19 protein-coding genes are annotated in these 22,605 nt (G+C 62.9%); 13 read left to right on the forward strand and 6 right to left on the reverse strand.

Annotated features, from left to right (window positions below; translation table 11 throughout):
- Positions 1–2,535 (reverse strand): polyphosphate kinase 1 (gene ppk1, locus ACTQ1Z_RS06360; protein ID WP_441859660.1); only part of this gene is annotated, 2,535 nt, incomplete at its 3' end.
- Between the two features lie 318 nt (positions 2,536–2,853).
- Between ppk1 and ACTQ1Z_RS06365 the strand changes: the two genes are divergently transcribed.
- The 3 genes from ACTQ1Z_RS06365 (at position 2,854) to ACTQ1Z_RS06375 (ending at position 6,000) form a co-directional block, all read left to right on the forward strand.
- Positions 2,854–3,786, forward strand: coding sequence for a TIGR02452 family protein (locus ACTQ1Z_RS06365; RefSeq protein WP_441859662.1), 933 nt, complete (start codon positions 2,854–2,856; stop codon positions 3,784–3,786).
- A 388-nt stretch (positions 3,787–4,174) separates the two neighbouring features.
- Entirely contained in the window at positions 4,175–4,609 is a 435-nt protein-coding gene (locus ACTQ1Z_RS06370) for an arginine repressor (RefSeq protein ID WP_320679910.1), read from the forward strand.
- Between the two features lie 68 nt (positions 4,610–4,677).
- Positions 4,678–6,000, forward strand: coding sequence for an argininosuccinate synthase (locus ACTQ1Z_RS06375; RefSeq protein WP_441859664.1), 1,323 nt, complete (start codon positions 4,678–4,680; stop codon positions 5,998–6,000).
- 212 nt (positions 6,001–6,212) lie between these two features.
- Here ACTQ1Z_RS06375 and bilS read toward each other — a convergent pair whose 3' ends face one another.
- The 5 genes from bilS to ACTQ1Z_RS06400 form a co-directional block, all read right to left on the reverse strand.
- Positions 6,213–6,740 (reverse strand): flavodoxin family protein BilS, encoded by a 528-nt coding sequence (bilS, locus tag ACTQ1Z_RS06380; RefSeq protein ID WP_441859666.1) that lies wholly within the window; start codon positions 6,738–6,740, stop codon positions 6,213–6,215.
- 225 nt (positions 6,741–6,965) lie between these two features.
- A complete protein-coding gene (pyrE, locus tag ACTQ1Z_RS06385; protein ID WP_320679906.1) occupies positions 6,966–7,652 on the reverse strand; it encodes an orotate phosphoribosyltransferase in 687 nt (228 codons plus the stop codon).
- A gap of 128 nt (positions 7,653–7,780) precedes the next feature.
- On the reverse strand, positions 7,781–8,581 hold the full coding sequence (locus ACTQ1Z_RS06390) for an amino acid ABC transporter ATP-binding protein (RefSeq protein WP_441859669.1): 801 nt from the start codon (positions 8,579–8,581) through the stop codon (positions 7,781–7,783).
- A gap of 9 nt (positions 8,582–8,590) precedes the next feature.
- Complete coding sequence (locus ACTQ1Z_RS06395; protein WP_441859671.1) at positions 8,591–9,244, reverse strand: amino acid ABC transporter permease; 654 nt, start codon at positions 9,242–9,244, stop codon at positions 8,591–8,593.
- A gap of 108 nt (positions 9,245–9,352) precedes the next feature.
- Positions 9,353–10,225: an amino acid ABC transporter substrate-binding protein gene (locus tag ACTQ1Z_RS06400; RefSeq protein WP_441859673.1), complete on the reverse strand. Its 873-nt coding sequence runs from the start codon at positions 10,223–10,225 to the stop codon at positions 9,353–9,355.
- Positions 10,226–10,449: 224 nt separating this feature from the next.
- Here ACTQ1Z_RS06400 and ACTQ1Z_RS06405 point away from each other — a divergent pair, with 224 nt between their 5' ends.
- From ACTQ1Z_RS06405 to ACTQ1Z_RS06450, 10 genes are all read left to right on the forward strand, one after another.
- A complete protein-coding gene (locus ACTQ1Z_RS06405; protein WP_441859675.1) occupies positions 10,450–11,613 on the forward strand; it encodes a glycerate kinase in 1,164 nt (387 codons plus the stop codon).
- Between the two features lie 93 nt (positions 11,614–11,706).
- On the forward strand, positions 11,707–12,999 hold the full coding sequence (locus ACTQ1Z_RS06410; protein ID WP_441859677.1) for an NAD(P)-dependent oxidoreductase: 1,293 nt from the start codon (positions 11,707–11,709) through the stop codon (positions 12,997–12,999).
- A 342-nt stretch (positions 13,000–13,341) separates the two neighbouring features.
- Complete coding sequence (locus ACTQ1Z_RS06415) at positions 13,342–14,229, forward strand: FAD binding domain-containing protein (protein WP_441859679.1); 888 nt, start codon at positions 13,342–13,344, stop codon at positions 14,227–14,229.
- Complete coding sequence (locus ACTQ1Z_RS06420) at positions 14,229–14,768, forward strand: (2Fe-2S)-binding protein (RefSeq protein ID WP_343005003.1); 540 nt, start codon at positions 14,229–14,231, stop codon at positions 14,766–14,768. Before ACTQ1Z_RS06415 ends, ACTQ1Z_RS06420 begins: the two co-directional genes overlap by 1 nt.
- Complete coding sequence (locus ACTQ1Z_RS06425) at positions 14,768–17,131, forward strand: xanthine dehydrogenase family protein molybdopterin-binding subunit (protein ID WP_441859681.1); 2,364 nt, start codon at positions 14,768–14,770, stop codon at positions 17,129–17,131. Before ACTQ1Z_RS06420 ends, ACTQ1Z_RS06425 begins: the two co-directional genes overlap by 1 nt.
- A gap of 518 nt (positions 17,132–17,649) precedes the next feature.
- Positions 17,650–18,534, forward strand: coding sequence for a substrate-binding domain-containing protein (locus ACTQ1Z_RS06430; protein ID WP_441859683.1), 885 nt, complete (start codon positions 17,650–17,652; stop codon positions 18,532–18,534).
- Between the two features lie 17 nt (positions 18,535–18,551).
- Complete coding sequence (locus tag ACTQ1Z_RS06435) at positions 18,552–19,253, forward strand: amino acid ABC transporter permease (protein ID WP_320679791.1); 702 nt, start codon at positions 18,552–18,554, stop codon at positions 19,251–19,253.
- 12 nt (positions 19,254–19,265) lie between these two features.
- On the forward strand, positions 19,266–20,105 hold the full coding sequence (locus tag ACTQ1Z_RS06440) for an amino acid ABC transporter permease (RefSeq protein ID WP_441859685.1): 840 nt from the start codon (positions 19,266–19,268) through the stop codon (positions 20,103–20,105).
- On the forward strand, positions 20,102–20,827 hold the full coding sequence (locus ACTQ1Z_RS06445) for an amino acid ABC transporter ATP-binding protein (RefSeq protein ID WP_441859687.1): 726 nt from the start codon (positions 20,102–20,104) through the stop codon (positions 20,825–20,827). Before ACTQ1Z_RS06440 ends, ACTQ1Z_RS06445 begins: the two co-directional genes overlap by 4 nt.
- 13 nt (positions 20,828–20,840) lie before the next feature.
- A complete protein-coding gene (locus ACTQ1Z_RS06450; protein WP_441859689.1) occupies positions 20,841–22,523 on the forward strand; it encodes an ammonium transporter in 1,683 nt (560 codons plus the stop codon).
- Positions 22,524–22,605 lie beyond the last annotated feature (82 nt).

Here is a 22,605-nt window from a genome sequence, read left to right on the forward strand (position 1 = left end):
GGCGCCCGGCGCGGGCGCGGCCGGTGGCGCCGGCGCGCGCTTGGGCTCGGACGGCTGGGCGACCGTCTCAGCCGGCGTGGGTTCCTGCGCGGACGCTGCCATGGGGGCGGCGGCGAGCGCGGGCGCCTCTTCATGCAACGTTTCCGCTGGTACCGGACATTCGGTCTCGTCTGCCTCCTGAACGGATGCGACGTCCGCGGGCTGCTTGACCGCGGCCTGCTCAGCCGCGACAACGGGCTTCGTCTCAATAGCGGGCTCTGGCACCGCTGGCGCCTTCGTCGCGGCAGCGCTCTCAGCCTCCATCGCGTGGGCGTATGCCTCTGCGATGAAGACCTCCTGGCAGTTCACAGAGGGCTCGCCGTCCTCTCGGCCGATTCTGGCCCAGGTTCCGTCACACGTGAGGCGACGCGCCTTCACGTTATCTGCCAGTTGAAGCTCCATGAAGTTCTTCACGATCTGCTGGCAGGTCGGGTCGAGAACGGGATAGGCGATCTCGACGCGGCGCTCTGTGTTGCGCGTCATCATGTCCGCGCTCGAGAGGTAGATGGTGTCCGCGTCGACGCCAAAGGCGTAGATACGCGCATGCTCGAGGAGGCGTCCCACGATCTGGCGAATCTCGATGCCGGTCGTGCGGTTCTCGATGCCCGGCAGCATGCAGCAGATGCCTCGCACGATCATGATAACTTCGACGCCAGCCTGGCTCGCCTCGGCGAGGCGGTCGATGACGTCGCGGTCCGTCAGGGAGTTCAGCTTGAGGAAGACGCGGGCAGGGGCTCCGGTTCTGGCGCGCGTGATCTCGCGGTCGATGCCGCGCATGATGAGGGGCTTGAGCGACAGCGGCGCCACACCGAGGTAGCGATAGGAGCCACGGAGATTGCTCAGGGAGAGGTTGCGGAAGAAGGCGTTGCCATCCTCGGCGATGCCGGGATGAGCCGTCATCAGCATGAAGTCGCTGTACAGCAGGGCGGTCTTCTCGTTGAAGTTGCCGGTGCCAAGGCACGTGATGCGAGATATGCCGCGCGCGTCATGATAGGTGATCTGGCAGATCTTCGAGTGGCACTTGAATCCCTCGGAGCCATAGATGACGGTGCATCCCGCCTCCTCGAGACGTTCCGCCCACTCGATGTTGTTCTGCTCGTCGAAGCGGGCGCGCAGCTCCATGAGGACCGTGACGTCCTTCCCGTTCTCGACAGCGGTCACGAGGCTCTCGCACAGACGCGAGTGACGCGCCACGCGGTAGAGCGTGATCTTGATCGAGATGCAGTCGTCATCGTTCGCCGCCTCGTGGATGAGGCGCAGGAGGGGACTCATCGACTCATACGGATAGGTGAGCAGGACGTCGTGGTTTTCGACCTGACCGCGCATGGGTTCGCCGTCGCGCACCATGGGCGAGGGCTGTGGGGCAAAGGGTGGGAACGTGAGCACGCCCTTGCGGCTTGCGGGAACCTTGCCTTCGAGCTGGTAGACGAACGAGAGGTCTGAGGGCGTCGAGAGGTGGAACATCCTGCGCTTCTCGAGCTCAAGTTCCTTGCGGACGAACGTGACGAGCGACTCGTCGAGGTCTCCGGTAATCTCGGCGCGGACGGGCTGGAGGCGGCTCCTGCGCTTGAGCACCTTCTTCATGTGCTGGCGGTAGTCCTCCTCCTCCTCGACTCCCTCGCCGTCAGGGTCGATGTCGGCGTTGCGCGTGACGCGCACGACGCCAGAGCTCGTGGGGACGTAGGAGCCGAAGCAACGGCCGAGCATGGAGATGATGACGTCCTCAACGAGGGTGTAGCGGATGCGACCCTCGCTGGAGGGAAGCCAAATGATGCGATCCGCGGTCTGCGGGACCTCGACCATGCCGAGAACCCCGTGCTCATCGTTGCCATCGAGGGAGCAGACTACGTGCAGGACACCGTTCTTGAGGTTGGGGAAGGGATGGCGCGGGTCGACGATGAGCGGCGACAGGATAGGAGCCAGGCGGCTCTCGAAGTAGCGGGAGACGGTGACGAGATCGGAGTCCGTGTACTGTTCTGGCGCCAGACGCTTGATTCCCTTCATCTCGAGGGCGCTCTCGAGCTGGGTGAAGCAGCGCTCGCGACGCTCGTATAGGCCCGGGAGGATTGAGAAGAGCTGGGCGAGCTGCTCCGACGGGGTCTCATCGCTCTTGTTGTCTGCCGGCTGGTGCTTGAGCTCTGCGAGGTCAGAGAGGCCGCCGACGCGGATCATGAACCACTCGTCGAGGTTCGACTGGAAGATGGCGCAGAACTTGATGCGCTCGAGGAGCGGCACGGATTCGTCAAAGGCCTCGTCTAGGACCCTGTTGTCGAAGCGAAGCCAGCTGACCTCACGATTCTGCGTGTAGGAGAAATCACGGGAACGCTTCTGGGGACGATTGGCGTTGGCGGGCGTTGGGACGACGTCGGCAAATTTGGCAGCCTTGTGCTCGAGCTCGGCGGCGGAGGCCTTTTTCGAGCTCTTTGAGGACTTGGCATCGTCTTTTTTGCGCTTGGAGGCCTTGTCTGACTTGTGTGTGCCTTTGTTCTTGCCCATATGTCGCTCCCGGCTCGTCACGTACGGCATCGAATGCTTCCAACAGAACTAGTATCCACGTAATTCCGGACATCTCTTGTTACGATTCGGTAAGGGTCTCTATGCGTCTGATGGGCGTTCCGCTCAGGTCGCTTCATCTCCTGAATTGCCGCCCCATTTATCGACAAATTGCTGCTAGAACTTGCAATTAGCGTTTTATGGCCGTACAGTTCTTGCAAACGTGCTGCTTGATGAGTTGATGCGACAGCGCGCCGCAGGTGAACCGCTATCCCTAAATAGCTGATAAGGTTTTTCCAGAGGACGCGAGGAGACATATATATGGCTGAACCGAACAATCGCGCACGTGGAAACAGACAGTCCCGTGAGCGCACGCGCGATGACCGCCGTCGCGAGAGGGCGAACGCCGCCGTCGCCCATACTGCGGAGATGCACGATCGCCTTGGTGCGGAGATTGAGCGCTCGGTGAGGGAGACGCGCTTCTATGACGAGATTCCCGCGGCGCCGGCGGGCAGGGAGACTTCCGTTCCCAGCGTAAGCGTCGTCGACGCGGATTCCGTTTCCGCGGTGCTCGAGCTTGGCCGCGGCCGTGCCGATATGTGTGACCTTGCCGTTCTTGATTTCGCATCGTTCACGTATCCCGCGGGTGCCTACATCCGCGGTGCCATGGCTCAGGAGGAGGCCCTCTGCCAGGAGAGTTTCCTGTACAACGTCCTCTCGCGCTTTGAGGGCTGGTTCGCGGAGAATCGCCGCCACAACATCAACTGCGAGCTCTATCGCGATCGAGCTCTGGTCGTGCCGAAGGTGCGTTTCGAGCGCGAGCGCTTCCACTCCTATGCTGACGTCATCGTTGCCGCCGCCCCCAACCTTAAGAGGGCGAAGGTCAACTATCACGTGCTCGAGTCCGACCTCGCGCGTTCGATGCGCTCTCGCGTCCGCCTCGTGCTTGGCATCGCTGACGTTCTTGGCCATGACAAGCTCGTGCTTGGCGCCTTCGGCTGCGGCGTCTTTGGGTGGGACGCCCTCCGCGTCGCCCAGATCTTTGCCGAGGAGCTCGCGACTGGCAAGCACGTGGCAAGTCAGGTGACCTTCGCCGTACCGAAGGGCCGTCGCGATGAGAACCTCGAGATGTTCCAGCATGTATTTGCCACGTTCCCCGAGGTTAACGAGGAGCCATACGCCTCCGCCCCGGAGCCCGCGCCCGTTAGTCGCAACGAGGGCGAGGCAGAGGACGACTGGCGCAAGTACCTTTAGGTTCTAGTCGCGACCCCGGTTTCTCCCGGGAAGCGAGGTTGGCTCTTCCCGTATAACTGAGACATTGGGTCGCCGGCGCATTCTTGGACGAATGCGCCGGCGGTTCTGTATCGGGTGCACGCATTGTGATCAGCGCACCGTGCTCGGCGAGCCTAATTCGTCCCGGACTGGAAGTTTTTGGTCAGCTTCGGCGTCGTCATCGCTGCGAACGTATCAAGCATTCACGATGTTGTGTAAACAAACGGATAATTGCGAAAATCCCGTATTTTATCGTGCTAATATGCATTCTCGATGCGAATCTAAGGGGTAAGTACCCAATGACGAACGCAAATCGCCAGCGATCTTCGCTGTGCGGTTGCTCAAGCATAGCAGCTCGAAAGGTGTCGACGTGAAGAAGCGATATAACCGACAGGACGCGATTCGCGAGATCGTCCGCGATAAGTCCATCAAGACCCAGCGTGCCCTCGTCGAGGAGCTTGAGAAGCTTGGTTTCGTCTGCACGCAGGCTACGATCTCGCGCGACATCGCGGACATGGGTCTGCGCAAGCTTCCGGAGGGCGTGTATGTCCTCGCCGAGGACCTGCACCTGCAGCGCATGGTGTCAGACCTCGTCACTAATGTCGTGCGAGCTAACAACATCGTCGTCATCCACACGCAGGCCGGGGCCGCTCAGGGTGTCGCCGCGGCTTTTGACGACGCGAGTCTTCCCGACGTGGCGGGCTGCATTGCTGGGGACGACACGATTATGGTCGTCTGCCTCACTAACGAGCAGGGCGTTTCGCTCGAGCAACTCGTGAACAAGCTCAGAGGCGTGAGCGACTAAGCGCCTCTTGGCCTCGTCGCATCCGTTATTCGACTCTCAAACAGACATCCAATCGAAGGAGCATCTCTATGTCCGTAAAGGGTAAGGTCGTTCTCGCGTATTCCGGTGGCCTCGACACCTCGTGCCTTCTCAAGTATCTCCAGGATGAAGGCTACGACGTGGTCTCCTGCATCGCCGCCCTCGGCCAGCCGTCCGAGGAGCGCAAGGACATCGATGCCGTGAACGAGAAGGCCAAGATGCTCGGTGCCGTGGCCGCGTATGACGTCGACATCCGTGACGAGTTCTGTGAGGACTTCGTCGCCAAGGCGATCTTCGCCAACGGCATGTACGAGAACAAGTATCCGCTGCTCTCCGCCCTGTCTCGTCCCGCCATCTGCCGTCACCTCGTGAAGGTGGCCCAGGCCGAGGGTGCCGTCGCCATCGCCCATGGCTGCACCGGCAAGGGCAACGACCAGGTGCGTTTCGAACTCGAGTGCAAGGCCCTCGACCCGACGCTCGACATCCTCGGTCCGGTCCGCAGTTGGGAGCTCACCACGCGCTCGAGCGAGATCGAGTACGCGCAGTCTCACGGCATCCCCGTTGACGCTACCAAGGAGAACCCGTACTCCATCGACGAGAACGTGTGGGGTCGCGCCATCGAGTGCGGCGTGCTCGAGGATCCGTGGAACTCCGCGCCCGACGGAGCCTGGTCGCTCACCGTCAACGCCGAGGACGCTCCTGACGAGGCTCGTGATGTCGTCATCGGCTTCGAGGCGGGTCTGCCCGTCTCCGTCGACGGCCAGCGCATGAAGCTGTATGATCTCATCGCTGCGCTTAATGAGATCGTGGGCAGCCACGGCTTTGGTCGCATCGACATGATCGAGGACCGCCTCGTCGGCCTCAAGAGCCGCGAGTGCTATGAGCAGCCGGGTGCCCTGGCCATCATCATGGCCCACAAGCAGCTTGAGTCCCTGTGCCTGCCGGGCGACGTGCTCCACACCAAGCTTCAGCTCGAGCACGACTGGAGCCGTCAGGTCTACAACGGCCTTTGGTACTCGCCGCTCAAGGACGCGCTCGACGCCTTCTTCGCGAGCATCCAGAAGACCGTCAGCGGCGAGGTCCGTCTGCACCTCTACAAGGGCAACTGCACGGTCACCGGCTCTCGTGCCGATAGCTCGATGTATGACTTCGGCCTGGCTACCTACGACAAGGGCGACACCTTTGACCGTACCGCCGCTAAGGGCTTCATGGACCTCTTTGGTCTGCCCAACCGCGTCTGGGCCGAGCGTCGCATCGAACGCGAGAAGGCCGCCGGCGTCGCCGCTGCCGCCCAGATCGCCGCGATGAGCGTGAAGGAGGCCGAGGCTGCCGGCACCGGCGAGGCCGGAGCTTCTGGCGCCAGCGCCAAGTAGGCAATCCCTTTCACACAGGATGCGCCCCGCTTCCAGAGGTTTGGAGGCGGGGCGCTTTGTGTTTGGGCTGGGTTGCGTTTGGATTCGGGTTGCGCTTGGGACATGCTGCGTTTGGGGCACGCTGCTCGCGTTTGCCGTGCGATGCATACGTTTGGGCGCGCCGTTCACGTTTGCAGTGCGGCGCGCTGCGTTTGGGCACGCCGCTCGCGGGGCTAGATCAGGCCCGCGTCGCGGAGGCTTGCCTCGAGCGCGCGAAGGTCGTCGTTGTCCGGGTGGGTGCGGGCAACCTCGAAGTTCCTGATGAACATCTCCGCGCGCTTGGCCTCCGGACTATCTGAATCAGCATCGGCGAGCATCTTCTTGTAACGTCCAAGGACCGTCTCGGGCATCTTGCCCTGGCACATGAACGAGCCCACGAGGTCGCAGTCCGCGGCGAGGTCCCCACGCATACGCGCGAGTACGCCGTTGAAGTACTCGGCGGACTCGCCAAAGCCACAGGTGCCAAAGATGAACACACGCTTGTGGGAGAGGCTGCGGACGAACTCCGCCATCTCCGAGGTCGAGGTGCCCTTATCCGTCCACGAGCCAACGAAGACGATGTCCGCGTCTGCGGCGTTTGCGGGAGCCTGCTCGGGTGCGCCGAAATATACGCAACCGTCCTCTCCCATTAGCTTAGAGATTCGCTTTGCTATGAGCTCGGTGTTACCCGTCTTGCTCGAGAAGACGATGGAGTAGCTCATGGATACCTCCGAGACCGTGCGATGTGTGGCTGGGCGCGATAGTTATGCGTGAGCGCGGTGGCATGCCGCTTGCTGTGTTGTCGCGTATGTTCGGTTATACCCGCGATTGAGCTAGTCATACGCCCGGCATGCGTGCGGGCACAAAGAAGGCGACCGCCCCGAAATCGAGACGGCCGCCATTTTGTCAGCGCTTGCCGGCGGTTACGGCGGGATGCCCTGCGGACCTTACTGCTCCTTGACGCCGTACTGCTCGTAGTAGGCGTCGATGTCGGCCTTGAGGGCGTCGTCGATGACGACCTTGCCCTCAATCTCGTGGTTGTAGAGGGTCTCGACGACCTCGGCCATGGAGACGATGCTGGCGACGGGGAAGCCGTACTTGGCCTCGATCTCCTTCTGGGCGGTGGTCACGCCACCCTTGCCGACCTCCATGCGGTTGAGGGAGACGATGAGGCCCTTGATCTCGACGTCTGCGGCAGCCTTGACCTTGGGGTAGGTCTCATCGATGGACTTGCCGGAGGTGGTGACGTCCTCGACCATGATCACGCGGTCGCCGTCCTGCGGCTCGTAGCCGAGGAGGTTGCCCTTGTCGGCGCCGTGGTCCTTGGCCTCCTTGCGGTCGCAGCAGTACTTGACCTCCTTGCCGTAGAGCTCGTGATAGGCGATGGCGGTCACGACGGCCAGGGGGATGCCCTTGTAGGCCGGCCCGAAGAGGACGTCGAAGTCATCGCCGAAGTTGTCGTGAATTGCCTGGGCGTAGTACTCGCCGAGGCGCTTGAGCTGGGAGCCGGTAACGTAGGCACCGGCGTTCATGAAGAAGGGGGACTGACGGCCGCTCTTGAGCGTGAAGCTGCCGAACTTCAGGACGTCAGACTCGACCATGAACTTGATGAATTCGCTCTTGTATGCCTCCATGGGGCTCCCCTCGGGCGTGGTTTGCACATTCAAATCTAGGATAGAGCAAATACCACAACGAAGAGTTGACAAAGGGACAGTCCCTTTGTCAACCCGGACCAGAAAAAGGGACTGTCCCTTTTTCAGGTCTACTGCGTGTAGCGGGAGAGGAACTCGCGGGTGCGGGGGTGCTGGGGGTTTTCGAAGACCTGCTGGGGCGTACCCTGTTCGACGATGCTGCCGCCGTCCATGAAGACGACGCGGTCAGCGACCTCGCGCGCGAAGCTCATCTCGTGCGTCACGATCACCATGGTCATCTGCTCGGCGGCGAGGCCCTTGATGACGCGCAGCACTTCTGCGGTGAGCTCCGGGTCAAGCGCGCTTGTGGGTTCGTCGAAGAAGAGCACCTCGGGGTTCATGGCGAGGGCGCGCGCGATGCTCACGCGCTGCTGCTGGCCTCCGGAGAGCTGACAGGGAACCTTGTCCTCGTTGCCGGCGAGGCCCATCTTTGCGAGCAGCTCGCGCGCCTGCGCCTCGACCTCGTCCTTGTTGCGGTGCTGCACGTGGATGGGGGCGTCGGTGACGTTGCGCAGGACGCTCATATGCGGGAAGAGGTTGTAGGCTTGAAACACCAGGCCAAAGCGCTGGCGCGCGGCCTTGAGGACGGCCGCGTCGCCGTAGCGCGAGCATCCGCTCCCGTCATCCGCGGCGACCCTCACGTCTCCATAGGATAGGCTTCCGCCGTCGAGCTTCTCGAGTAGCGTCATGCAGCGAAGCAGCGTCGACTTTCCGCCGCCGGACGCGTCGATGATAGCTACGACCTCTCCGCGCTTGACCTCAAGCGTAATCCCCTTGAGTACCTCGGTGTCGCCAAATGACTTGCGTGCGCCCTCGATCGAGACAACTCGCTGGTTCGTTGCGCTGCTGTCCGTTGCGATGGTTTCAGGCATCGAAGCCTCCTAGTCGTGGTAGTAGTCGAGCTTCTTCTCGAACAGGCCGAGTGTGATTTCCACCAGGAAGTTGAACACCCAGTAGAAGAGTGCGGCGATGGCAAACGGCATCATGCTCACCTGAGACGCCACGAGCGCCTTGGCGGTGGAGAACATCTCGGCGACTCCGATGGAGAAGGCGAGCGAGGTGTCCTTCACGAGGGTGATGACCTCGTTTCCCATGGCAGGGAGGATACGCTTGGCAACCTGGGGGAGGACGATGCGGAAGAACGTCTGGCCGCTCGAATAGCCGAGGACCTCGGCAGCCTCATACTGGCCTCGCGGTATGGACTGGATGCCCGAGCGGTAGATCTCCGCGAAGTACGCGGCGTAGTTGACGATGAACGCCACGACGCAGGCATGCCACTTGGAGTCTGGCGTGAGCTGAATGCCGAAGACGTAGTAGGGCGAGAAGTAGATCGCGAACATCTGGAGCATGAGCGGCGTTCCGCGTAACACGCTGATGAACGCTCGCGCGAGGAGCGAGAGTGGCCGCAGGCGGCTCATTCGGGCGAGGGCCACCGGTATGCCCAGGGGGATGGCTCCGATGAGCGTGAGCATAAAGAGCTTGAGCGACACGCCAAAGCCCTGTATCAGCATGCCCGTCATCGTTGCTATGTCCATGGTGCCTCCTGTACCGTGCGCGCCGGCGGTGCCTGGGATGTGGCGCCGCCGGCGCTTGCCGGGTGTGTTGTGAGGTGTCTTGCGGAGCTCTGAGCCGGCGAGCCTTGGCTACTTGAGCTCCCAGTTCTCGTACGAGATGCCGTAGCTCGCGTACTTCTCGCACAGCTCCTTGACGAAGCCATTCGCATCCATGGCCTTGAGGGTTTCGGTGACCTTGTCGGCGAGGGCCTGGGAACCCTTCTTGAAGCCCACGGCGTAGTTCTCGGTGGAGAGGTCCTCGTCGAGCTTGGCATAGGCGTCAGGCTTTGCGGAGAGCTGGTACTCGGCGATGGAGAGGTCGCAGGCAACGGCGTCGACTGCGCCGGACTCGAGCTGCATGAACGCGGTGTTGTAGTCGCCGATGGTCTCGAGGCCGGCGAACGTCGCCGCGAGGTCCGCCTTGTCGCCCTGCAGTACCTCGAGGGCGGCGGAGTCGGTCTGGGTGATGACGTTTTTGCCCGCGAGATCGGCGAGGCTGGAGATGCCAGAGTCCTTCTTCACGACGACGACCTGGCCGTTCTTCATGTAGGGGGCGGAGAAGGTGTAGTCGTCCTCGCGGCCCTCCATGGTGAAGCCGTTCCAGATGCAGGTGATCACGCCGGAGTTGAGCTGGGTGTCCTTGGCGTCCCAGTCGATCGGTTCGTACTCGACCTCCCAGTTGTTACGCTTACAGACTTCGGCGGCGAGATCGAGGTCGAAGCCGGTGAACTGGCCGTCGTCGCCGACGAAGCCGTAGGGCGGGTACTCCTGGTCGAAGCCGACGGTCAGCTTGGTGATGTTCGCGGAGTCGTCGGCGGCTTCGGCCGTGGCGCTGGCCGCGGCGGTAGTCGCCGCGGAGCCGGAGCCAGAGCCGCAGCCGACGAGGCCGAGGCCGCAAACGGCGGCGATGCCGCCTGCGAGGGAGAGGAACTGACGGCGAGAGATGGAGTCGTTGGTGCGCATGAGAGCCTCCTTGGTGGTGCCCGGGGCGTTATGGCGATGCCGCCTGCGTCCCTTGGCACTTTAGTCTGCTAAAGTTGCTGACAAGGACTTTAGCAGACTAAAGTGCGCGATACAACGCGTTCTTAGTAACGGTCGTGTTAACAGAAAGAGGTGCACAATGGTTGATAAAGGGACCGTCCCTTTGTCAACCATTGTGCCGCTGCCATAGGGGAAAGGATCCTCCGGTGACCGAGCCTTCCATTCTCATCGCGTCTGACTCGTTCAAGGGCTCTGCGTCGAGCTTTCGTGTGGCTGAGCTTATTGAGCGGGGCATTCGTAGGGTTCTTCCGCAGGCGAGCGTCAAGCGCCTGGCTATCGCTGACGGCGGGGAGGGCACGGTGGATGCCGTCATTGCCGCTCGGAACGGCGAGATTCGCGAGGCGGACGTCCTTGGTCCTCTCGGCGACCCCGTCTGTGCGCGCTACGGGCTGTTCGATCGAGACTCCGCCATCATTGAGATGGCGGAGGCGGCAGGGATCGCGTTGACCGCGCGCAATCGTTCCCATGCGCTCCGCGCCTCCTCATATGGAGTCGGCCAGCTTGTCGTCGACGCTTTGGACCACGGCGTCCGCCACATCTACGTGGGCCTCGGCGGATCCGCCACGAGCGACGGCGGCTCCGGTATGGCCAAAGCCCTTGGGGCTCGCTTTCTCAATGCGAGCGGGGAGGATGTCGCCCCGGGGCTTGCTGGTCTCAGGGACCTCGCTCGCATCGATCTTGCGGGTCTCGATCCGAGGTTGGCCGATACGGAAATCGTTGCCATTACGGATGTCACGAATCCCCTGACGGGCCCCTCTGGCGCCATCGCGATATATGGTCCCCAGAAGGGCATCGACGTCCGCGACGTGGGTGCCGCCGATTCCTGGATGCGCTCCTACGCGTGCATGCTCGAAGCCATATGCGGGCGTGACATCGACGTCGTGCCGGGGGCGGGCGCTGCCGGCGGCCTCGGTGCGGCGCTAACGGCGTTTTGCGGCGCGCGTGTCGAGCGTGGCATCGAGTTCGTGCTTGATGCCATCCATATTGACGAGGCGCTCGAAGGAGTTGACCTCGTTATCACTGGCGAGGGACACATGGACGCGCAGTCTGCGTTTGGCAAGGCTCCCGTGGGCGTTGCTCGCCGTGCCAAGGCGAGGGGGATTCCCGTCGTGGCGGTTGTGGGCGGGCGCGCCGAGGACCTTGGCGAGGTCTACGAGAGTGGTATTGACCTCGTGGTCCCTGCCGTCATCGGGCCTGCGACGCTGGAGGAGTGCATGGCGGACGCCGCGACGTTGTTACCCATCGCGGGGGAGTCCGTGGCGCGCGCGTTCTTGCTCGGGACTCGTGCGCGTCGTGTGGCGAGGCCCTGACTCACGCGTAGCCTCGATTTGTCATGGTAAAGTTGACCACGGATAAGTAGACAACCTAAGCGAGCCGCATGATGCGGCCCGAGGAAAGGATGCATGCCCGTGGCAATCCACATCATCGAAGAAGCGGACCGTTGTCTCCAGTGCAAGAACCCCATGTGTCAGAAGGGTTGCCCCGTCTCCACCAACATCCCTGAGGTCATTCGCCTGTTCAAGGATGGCAAGCTCAACGAGGCCGGAGTGATGCTCTTTGAGAATAACCCGCTCTCCGTCGTGTGCTCCACGGTGTGCAATCACGAGGGCCAGTGCGAGGGCCATTGCATCCGTGGTCGCAAGGACACTCCCGTTCACTTCTCCGCCATCGAGAACTTCATCTCAGACCTCTACCTCGAGCACATGCAGATCGAGCGCAAGCCTGCCAATGGCCGCTCGGTTGCCGTCATCGGTGCCGGGCCCGCGGGCATCACAGTTGCCGTGAAGCTCGCGCACGAGGGTTATGGCGTCACGATCTTCGACTCGAAGGAGCGCATCGGTGGCGTTATGCGCTACGGCATCCCTGAGTTTCGCCTCCCGAGCTCTGTGCTCGATCGCTACGCAAAGCGCATGGCGGACATGGGCATCATGTTCCGCGCGAACACGACGATCGGCGGCGCCCTCGAGATTCGTGACCTCTTCCGTGACGGTTACGAGTGCGTTTTCGTGGGCACTGGCGTCTGGCGCCCGCGAACCCTCGGCATGCGTGGCGAGTCTCTCGCCAACGTGCACTTCTCGGTCGACTACCTCGCGGACCCGACAGCCTTCGAGCTGGGCGAGACGGTCGCCATCATCGGCGTGGGAAACTCCGCCGTCGACGTCGCGCGCACGGCGCTTCGCCGCGGTGCCCGCCACGTGACCATGTACTCGCGCTCCAAGGAGGTCACCGCCAGCCCGGACGAGCTCGCATACGCCGAGCTCGAAGGTGCCGAAGTCGCCTACGGCAGGGCGATCACGATGCTCACGGAGGACGGTCCCGTCTTCAAGCGCGCCATCTTTGACGAGGACGATAACGTCATCGGATTCGACAACGACCTCGTCCAGTACGACGCGGACTCCACGATCGTCTGCATCAGCCAGGGCCCAAAGAACAAGCTCATCCTCACGACGCCCGGCCTCGAGGGCGGGGAGCGGGGCCTACTCCTCACCGACGAGCGTGGCATGACCACGGTCGATGGCGTGTTTGCCGCGGGTGACGTGGTGACGGGCTCCAAGACCGTCGTTCATGCCGTCGAGGGCGCCAAGCGCGTCGCCGAGTCCATGCTCGAGTACCTCGACACCAAGGCCGCCGCCGGCGAGGTCGAGAAGGAGCCGCTCGGCTATATCCACCACGTGCACGGCATCATGGACGTGTAGCGCGCAACCTTGCCCGCCAGCTCGCGGAGCATTGGGAGCCGGCGTGCAAGCGACTCTACGCCGGGCGACATGCGCCGGGCGACTCTACGCCGGGTGACTTGCGCCGGGCGACTCGTGCCTTCTCGTGACCCTCTCGCCGATCATCGGCGTTATGCGGGAGAAACTAGCACGCATAATTGTATTTTTGCTGTTAAACGGCCCCGTCGCCTGGTCCTATCCTATAGGATTGACGAGTAAGGATAAGAGGGGGCCGTTCTCGCATGTTCGCGCGGCCCTACAGATGGGCGTCCTGCCCGGCCTGTTAATCGCCGCGACGGGCGTCAGAGCATCCGAAGGAGAACCGTGCTCCAATTTAAGAACTATGCGCGTCCAGACACCGCAGAGGAGGCGTACGAGCTTCTCCGGAAGGGGCGCATGAATCGCGTCCTCGGCGGCGGGGTCTGGCTGCGCCTCCAAGACAGGCGAATCAGCACGATGATCGACCTGTCGAACCTCGGCCTCGACCAGATCGAGGAAACCCCCGACAGCTTCGTGATCGGCGCCATGGTGACGCTGCACGAGCTCGAGCGCCACGTCGCCTTCAATGAGGCCACGGGCAACGTCTTCCGCGACGCCGTCCAGGATGTGGTCGGCGTGCAGATGCGCAACTGCGCCACCGTCGGCGGCTCGGTCTTTGGCCGCTTTGGCTTCTCGGATGTCCTCACCTCGCTGCTCGCCCTCGATACGGAGATCGAGCTCGTCGGTGCCGGCATCGTGAGCCTCGCTACCTTCGCCTCCATGCCCTACGAGCGCGACATCCTCACCCACGTGATCGTGCACAAGCATGACTACGCCGCCAATTTCCAGGCGCTCCGCAACTCCGCGACGGACTTCCCGGTCCTGAACGTCTGCGCCGCCGCCTGGGGAGGCGCCTGGCACGTCACCGTCGGCGCCCGTCCGTGTCGCGCCCGCCTCGTCGAGGGCGATCGCCTCGGCCTTCCGCTCGAGTTCACGGACGAGGAGCTTGATGCCTCTTGCTCCCGCCTCGCCGAGCTGCCGATGAGCGGTAACATGCGTGGCTCCGAGCGCTATCGCCGCCACCTCGCCCGCGAGCTTGGACGTCGTGCCATTCGCGTCGCGGCAGGCCTCGACCCCATCCCCGCTTCTACCTTCACGCCTGCTCCGCGCACCGTGTGCTCCGGCGACCTGCATGACGCCGAGGGACCCAAGACGGGGGAGGGTGACAACTAATGCTCGTAAGCTTCTTCATTAACGACGAGTACGTCTCCGTTGACGTGCGTCCCGACACGCGCCTGCTCGACTTCCTGCGCGAGCGCGGCTACAAGAGCGTCAAGTGCGGCTGTGAGACCACCAATTGCGGCCTCTGCACCGTTTGGCTCGACGAGACCCCGGTCCTTTCCTGCGCGGTCTACATGCCCCGCGTGAACGGTCGTCGCGTCACCACGCTCGAGGGCCTTCGCTCCGAGTCCGCCGAGTTCGCGCGTTGCATGATGGAGGAGGGCGCCGAGCAGTGCGGCTTCTGCTCTCCGGGCCTTGTCATGAACGTGCTGGCTCTCGATCGTGACCACCCTGACGCGGACGACGAGACGATCAGCCGCTACCTCTCCGGCAATCTCTGCCGTTGCACGGGCTACGCGAGCCAGCTCCGCGCCGTTCGCCGCTTCCTCGCCCGTGACCGCGCGACGGGCATCGCCGCGCCCGCGAGCACGGAGGTCACCGGCGTCGCGCCCTCCGCAGACGCATCCGCGAACGAAGGGGAGGTGCGCTAATGGGAACCATCGGTGAGAGCGTCGTCTCTGACTCCCGCGCCGGCGAGCTTCGTCAGCTTTCGCACGCCGTCGTCAAGAAGGACGCGAAGGGCCTGCTCGAGGGTCGTGCCGTCTACACGAACGACCTTGCTCCGCGTGACTCTTACATCGTCAAGCTGCTGCGCTCGCCCCACGCGCACGCGCGCATCCGCTCCATCGACGCCTCGCGCGCCCGCCGCATCGACGGCATCGTCGCCATCTACACCTACGAGGACGTCCCCCAGGTGCGCTACACGCTCGCCGGCCAGAGTTTCCGCGAGATGAGCCCGTACGACACGATGATCCTCGACCGTACCGTGCGCTACGTCGGCGACGAGGTTGCCATCGTGGTCGGCACGGACGAACTCGCCATCAACGCCGCCATGCGCCTCATCAAGGTCGACTACGAGGTTCTCCCCGCCGTTCTCGATTTCAAGGAGGCGCTCGACAACCCCACGATCGTTCATGACGAGGATGACATCCGCGCCTATGTGCCCATGGGCGAGGACTTCAAGCGTAACCTCGTCTGCCACGAGGTCTCCGAGCACGGTGACCTCGAGCGCGCGTTCGAGGAGTCTGACGTCGTCATCGACCGCGTCTACGAGACCCAGGCGACCGAGCAGTCGATGATGGAGCCCTTCAGCTCCTATGCCTACACGGACGCTCAGGACCGCGTATGCGTGGTCGCCTCCACGCAGGTGCCGTTCCACATCCGTCGTCAGGTCTCCATCGCTCTTCAGATTCCCAAGAGTCGCGTCCGCATCATCAAGCCCCGCGTCGGCGGCGGCTTCGGTGCGAAGCAGACCGGCTGCAACGAGGTCTACTCCGCGTTCTGCGCCTATAAGCTCGGCCACCCTTGCAAGTGCATCTACACGCGCGAGGAGAGCATGGCGAGCGGCAACACTCGCCACAAGGTGCGCATGCGCGTCCGTCTCGGCGCCATGAACGACGGCACGATCACGGCCATCGACCTCTACGCGCTGTCTGACGCCGGCGCCTATGGCTATCACGCGCCCACGACCATCGGCCTCGTCGGTCACAAGTCGCTCCCGATCTACAACCACGTCCGCGCGAGCCGCTTCTCCTATGACGTCGTCTACACCAACACGACGCCTGGCGGCGCCTTCCGTGGCTACGGCGCCACGCAGGGCCAGTTCGCGGTCGAGAGCGCCGTCAACGAGATGGCGGACAAGCTCGGCATTGATCCGTGCGAGATGCGCCTCGCCAATATCGTCCACGAGGGCGAGACCATGCCGCAGTACTACAACGAGAAGCTCGAGAGCTGCCGTCTCGATGACTGCCTGCGCCGCGCCATGGAGATGATCGATTGGAAGAACAAGCCGCTCGCCCGTGACCTGGGCGACCGCGTGCGCTCCCTGGGCGTCGCCCTCACCATGCAAGGCTCCGGCATTTCCAACGTCGACATCGGATCTGTCGACCTGCGCCTCGAGGATGACGGCTTCTACGTGCTCAACATGGGCGCGACCGACGTGGGTACTGGCGGCGACACGATCCTCGCCCAGTTCGCGGCAGAGGTCCTCGGTTGCAGCACCAACCGCATCGTGGTGAACGACGTCGACACGGACACCTCGCCTTTCGACTGCGGCTCCTACGCGAGCTCCGGCACGTACGTTACGGGTATGGCCGTCGTGAAGGCCGCGACCGAGCTGCGCGAGAAGATCCTCGAGCAGGCGGGCCGCGTCATGGGCGTCGAGCCGTCCGCGCTCGACCTCGACGGCGGTCGCATCTTCGTCGCCGACGACGATGACGAGGTCCTCACCGTCGGCGAGATCGCCTCGGGCAAGATGCGCGAGATGACCTTGGACGATCTCTCTGGCCGTCTCATCGGCTTTGGTCTCCAGCCGGGCTTCCTCTCGGCGCACGCGTCTAACTCACAGCCCGTTTCGCCCCCGCCCTTCATGGCGGGCATTGCCGAGGTCGACGTCGACAAGGCCACGGGCAAGGTCACGGTGGTCGATTACGTTTCCGCCGTCGACTGCGGCACCGTTGCCAACGCGAACCTCGCGCGCGTTCAGGCCGAGGGCGGTATCGCGCAGGGTATTGGCATGGCCCTCACCGAAGACGTGCAGCGTGCTGCGGACGGTGGCCTGCGTACGAACAACTTCATGCAGTACAAGATCCCTTCGCGCCTTGACGTGCCCGAGATTCGCATCGACTTCTGCCCGAGCTATGAGCCCACGGGCCCGTTCGGTGCGAAGTCGATCGGCGAGGTCGTTATCAACACGCCGCTTGGCGCCATCGCGAGCGCCGTCGCGCATGCAACCGGCAATTACGTGCGCTCGCTTCCGATCACGCCCGAGAAGGCGCTGTTCGGGGAGGAGTAGCTGACGGATCCCCACCGGGACCGGCCGCGGTACCTAGCAAACGTCCTCGCGGGCGAGCGCCTTGTGCTAAACGAGGGTATTGGCGCTGCGGAATGTTTGCTACGGCACCGTGTCCGGTCCCTTTGTTTACGGTGTCGGCTCTTCTCGAAAGCCTTTTCGGGCGCTCTCGGAAGGCTATTTGCGCTAGCTGCTTGGATTAACCAATCGCTCGTTTCGTCGGTTTGGCGGGGCGGGCGATTGTTTCTATTTGGGTCAGCTGGCGGCCCACTTTTGTTTCGACTGTCACCGGATTTTAGCCTCGCGTTTTCCGCTTTGTTTCTGCAACAAAGATGCAACCATGGTAAAACGCAGCAGTCTACCTGCGGATTCATAAAACGGCGCGTGACTGTTTACAGTAGCGGCGCACTTTTTGTCATCTTTCGTTAACGAGCGGCTCGCATTCTGCAGCTGTCGCCAGGCAAAGGCCTGACGGATGCGGAGCCACAAGCTCCGCTCACCGATGCGAAAGGGGACGCACCATGGCTAAGCAGAACGTTACTCCGCACATGATCTCTCGTAGGAACTTCCTCAAGGGTGCGGGCATCCTCGGACTGGGCGTCTTTGGCGTCGCCTCCCTCTCCGGCTGTGCTCCGGACAGCTCTTCTGCCGCGGGTGGCTCTGCCTCCGGTACGACCGTCAGCGTCCTTACCTACAACGGCAACCCGCCCTACTGCTACCTTGACGACGCCGGCAACCTCGTCGGCTATGACGTCGACGTCCTCAAGGCCGTCGACGAGAAGCTCGATGATTACAGCTTCTCGATCGACTCCATGGACTTCAACGCGATGATCACCGCCTGCGAGTCCGGCTCCGCCGAGCTCGTCTCCTGTCAGCTCGTTCCCAACGAGGACCGCAAGGCCAAGTTCATCTTCTGCGAGGAGCCCTTCTGCCTCTCGCCGATGGTCTTCGCCACGGCTGACCCCAACTGCAAGACGCTCGACGACATGGCCGGCAAGTCCACGATCGCAACTCCCGGCGGTTACGAGTACGGCATGCTCCAGGCCTACAACGAGAAGTACCCTGACAAGGCCCTCACCTTCGAGACCGTGTCCTCCCTTACCATGGCCGACGCCTTCAAGATGATCTCTAGCGGCCAGGTCGACTCCTTCCTCTGCTATGACGGTACCTTTGACGCCGTCAACGAGGAGGTTGGCGCGGGCCTGTACAAGACTGATGTCGTCATGTGCGAGTCCACTTACTTCATGTTCAACAAGGACCAGACCGAGCTCCGCGACGCCGTCGACGGCGTCCTGAAGGAAATGAAGAGCGACGGCTCCCTCGCCAAGATCGCCGAGCAGGACCTTGGCACTGACGTCTTCTCCGCCTACGGCGATGCCCTCTCCGACAACGAGCTTGTTGCCTAGCGAGTCCGGAGACGCTTATGCAGACTTCATACACCTTCACGTTCAAGGCCGAGCTTCTCCCCGGGTACATCGCGAACATCATGACCGCGTTCCCGATGACGCTCTACCTCATGGCGTACTCGATTCTCTTCGGCCTCATCATTGGCCTTCTCCTCACGTTGGCCCAGCTTCGCGGCGGCGCCATCCTTGCCAAGATCGCGCACGGCTATATTTCGCTGATGCGCGGCATCCCGTCGCTGGTCCTGATCTTCCTGCTCTTCATGGGTCTGCCGCAGGTGGCTCCCGCGCTCGCGAAGCTTCCCAAGAGCACCTTCATCCTCGTGGCCATGACCCTCATAAGCTCAGCGAACCTCGGCGAGATGATGCGAGCGAGTTACCTCGCCGTCGAGCATGGCCAGACCGAGGCGGCGCTTTCCGTTGGCATGACCGAGCGCCAGGCGCTCACGCGCATCGTTCTTCCGCAGGCCGTCGCCGTTGCCGTGCCCAACTTCGGCAACAACATCATCGGCATCTTCAAGGAGACGGCGCTCGCGTTCTCCATCGGAACCATGGATCTGATGGGCCGTGCGACGACCATCTCCCAGGCGAGCTACGGAGCCACGAGGCTCGAGGTCTACATCGCCGTCGCCATCATCTATTGGGTGATCTGCCTCGCTCTCCAGCTCGTTACCACCCTCGTCGAGCGCGCGTCCTCGCATGGTCGCGTCATCACGGCCTAAGGAGGCATCTACATGATCGATTGGGCCTTCATCGCCGAGGCGTTCCCCCAGGTGCTTGCATCCATTCCGGTGACGTTGCTGCTCGTGTTCGTGTCCATCCCCATTGGATGGGTGCTGGGTATCCTCATCGCCCTCATCAAGAACGCCAAGGTTCCGGTTCTCTACCAGGTCTCTGTCGTGTTCGTCTCGTTCATGAGGTCGGTCCCGATGGTCGTCGTGCTGTTCGTCGCCTACTACTCGGTGCCGCTCATCATCCAGAGCTACACGACGTCGATCGGCCTCTCCGTAAACGTCGACGCGGTTCCCGCCGCGGCCTATGCCATCTGCGCCTTCATCTTCGAGCAGGCGGCGTATTCCTCGGAGGTCTTCCGCTCCGCGATCCTCGCGGTCGACAAGGGCCAGCTCGAGGCGGCCGAGAGCGTTGGCATGACGAAGACGGTGGCTTACCTGCGCATCGTGCTTCCCCAGGCCATCACGAGCGCCCTTCCCAACCTCAACGGCCTGTTCGTCGGGCTTGTGCAGGGTACCTCGCTTGCTTACTTCGTTGGCGTCTATGAGGTCATGGCTACCTCGAACCTGCTCGCCACCTCGAGCTACGCCTACATCGAGGCCTATCTCATGGCGACGGTCATCTATGAGGTGCTGAGCTTCGTGTTCAACCGCATCTTCCGCGTCATCGAAGGCAGGGCTTCCCGCTATCTGAATCTGACCGCGCCCGACGCTTCCGCCCAGACGGCCTGGCGCAACCATCCAAGAGGGGACTCACAATGCCAAACTCCGACTACATGCTTGAGCTTAAGGGCATCCAGAAGTCGTTCGGCTCGAACCACGTGCTCAAAGGCGTGGACATGAACGTAAAGAAGGGCGAGGTCGTCGTAATTCTCGGCCCGTCTGGCTCGGGCAAGACCACGTTCCTGCGCACCATCAACTTCCTTGACCCGGCTGACGAGGGCACGATTGAGATCAACGGCTTCAAGGTCGATGCCAAGAAGCACTCGAAGAAGGACGTCATCGAGCTTCGTCGCAAGACCGCGATGGTCTTCCAGAACTACAACCTGTTCAAGAACAAGACCATCCTCGAGAACGTCATGGAGGGCTTGGTCACCGTCAAGAAGTACCAGAAAGCGGATGCCGAGAAGGCCGCTCGCGAGATCCTCGCCAAGGTGGGCCTGGCCGAGAGGTGCGATTACTATCCCATCCAGCTCTCCGGCGGCCAGCAGCAGCGAGCCGGCATCGCCCGAGCGCTGATCCTCGACCCTGACGTCATCCTCTTCGACGAGCCCACGAGCGCACTCGACCCCGAGCTTGTCGGCGAGGTCCTCGCCACGATCAAGAGCGTTGCCATGACGGGCATCACCATGGTCATCGTCACGCATGAGATCGCGTTCGCCCGCGAGGTCGCCACGCGCGTCGTCTTCATGGAGGGTGGCGTCGTGGTCGAGGAGGGCAAGCCCTCCGAGATCCTCGTCAATCCCAAGGAGCCGCGCACGCAGAAGTTCCTCGAGCGCGTGACCCACCCGATGGACATCGTCGATGGCAAGGTCGCGGGCGAAGCTGCCCCGACGTTCGCATAGGGGAGGGATGGCAATGTCTTCCATCACTGCAGCGACCGTCTGGACGGTCGCCGGAACTTCCCTTGTGGCACTCATGCTGCTGGGCTATGCGCTCTTTGACGTGGGCTCCGTTCAGCACAAGAACACGTCGGGTACCATCGTTCGCCATGTCGTCGTGACGTTTGCGAGTGTCCTGGGATTCCTCTTTATCGGCTTCGGCCTGTTCTTTGGCGGGCGAGGCGGCTTCTTCGGTGTGCTCGACTTTTTCACCCTCGGCAACTATGGTCCCGAGCTTCCCGAGGGCGTGCCCCTCACGCTCTTCGTTGCGGCACAGGCCGTCGTCTGCGCCGTCTGCGCGAACATCGTTTGCGGCACGCTCGCGGAGCGCTCCAACATCGCCGCCAACGTCGCGGCTGCCCTGGTCGTGAGCCTTCTTGTGTATCCATTCGTAAACCGTTGGACCTGGGGCCAGGGTTGGCTCGCCCAGATGGGCTTCCACGACTTTGCGGGCTCTGCGTCCCTGAACGTCGTTGCCGGCGTCGTCGCCCTCGTTGCCGCAGCTCTTATGGGGCCGAGATCCGGCAAGTACGTTGAGGGCGAGGTCCGCGCGCTTCCGGGTCAGAGCCTGACGCGCTGCCTCGAGGGGTCCCTCCTCATCTTCGTGGGTTGGTTCGGCCTCATGGGCGTCTCTTGCCTCGCCTTTGGCGTGAGCAGCGTGGATGCCTTTGGCCAGGCCGTTCTCGGCATGCTCGCCGCCTCGAGTGTTTCTGCCCTGACGGCGATGGTGGCGACCAAGGCGCGCTATGGGGGAGTCGACGTCCCGATGGCGCTCAATGGCCTCGTTGGTGGCCTTGTGGCCGTTTCCTCCGGTGCGGATGTCATGAGCCCGCTCTTCTGCGCGCTCGCCGGTGTCGCCGCTGGGCTTGTGGTCGTGTTTGGCACGGAGCGAGTGGAGCGCTGCTCTAAGGTGGATGATCCGGTTGGTTCGATCGTCACCCATGGCGCCTGTGGTGTCCTCGGCCTCGTTCTTGCCGGCGTCTTTGGCGAGCCCGGCCTTATCTTCGGTGGATTCGGGACGTTCGTGGCCGAGCTCGTGGGCCTCGTCGCGATCGCGGCCTGGGCCGCCGTCTTCTCCTGGATCGTGTTCTCGATCGTCAAGAAGAACGCCGACCTGCGCGTGCTCGACTCTGAGGAGACGGCTGGCCTCGGCCTTTCCGGCCCGAGCCTCAACAACGCCTTCATGGAGTACCTGCCCGAGCTCAGCCCCGCGGCGCTCCAGGATGCGTCCGCCCGCACGCCGGATCTCCCCATCGACGTCGCCGTTCCCCTCGCCCTCATGGGTGGAGCCGAGTCCTGCACGCTCAAGAAGGTCGAGGTCATCTGTCGTCCCACGCGTCTTGACGGGCTTCGCGAGGAACTCAACCGCATCGGTGTCACCGGCATGACGGTGAGCGACGTCAGGGGTTGCGGAGAGCAGAAGGGCGCTCGCGAGACGTATCGTGGCATCCCGGTGAGCGTCGAGTTCGTGCCGAAGGTTCAGGTGGACATCGTCGTCTCGAAGGTGCCCGTCGAGGATGTCGTCTTCGCCGCGCGCCGTGCCCTCTACACGGGTCACATCGGAGACGGAAAGGTGTTCGTGTATGGCGTCGCCGAGGCCGTGAAGGTCCGTACCGGCGAGCATGGCTTTGACGCCGTTCAGAGCATCGACGTACTCTAACCTTTGCTGGGGGCGATTGGGAGCATCATCGCCCCTCGCTAGACAACAGGGCGCTTGCGATCTTGTGCAAGCATTCAATGGA

This window comes from Parolsenella sp. LCP21S3_E11 (assembly GCF_052118165.1).
In the GTDB taxonomy this organism is placed as follows: domain Bacteria; phylum Actinomycetota; class Coriobacteriia; order Coriobacteriales; family Atopobiaceae; genus Parolsenella.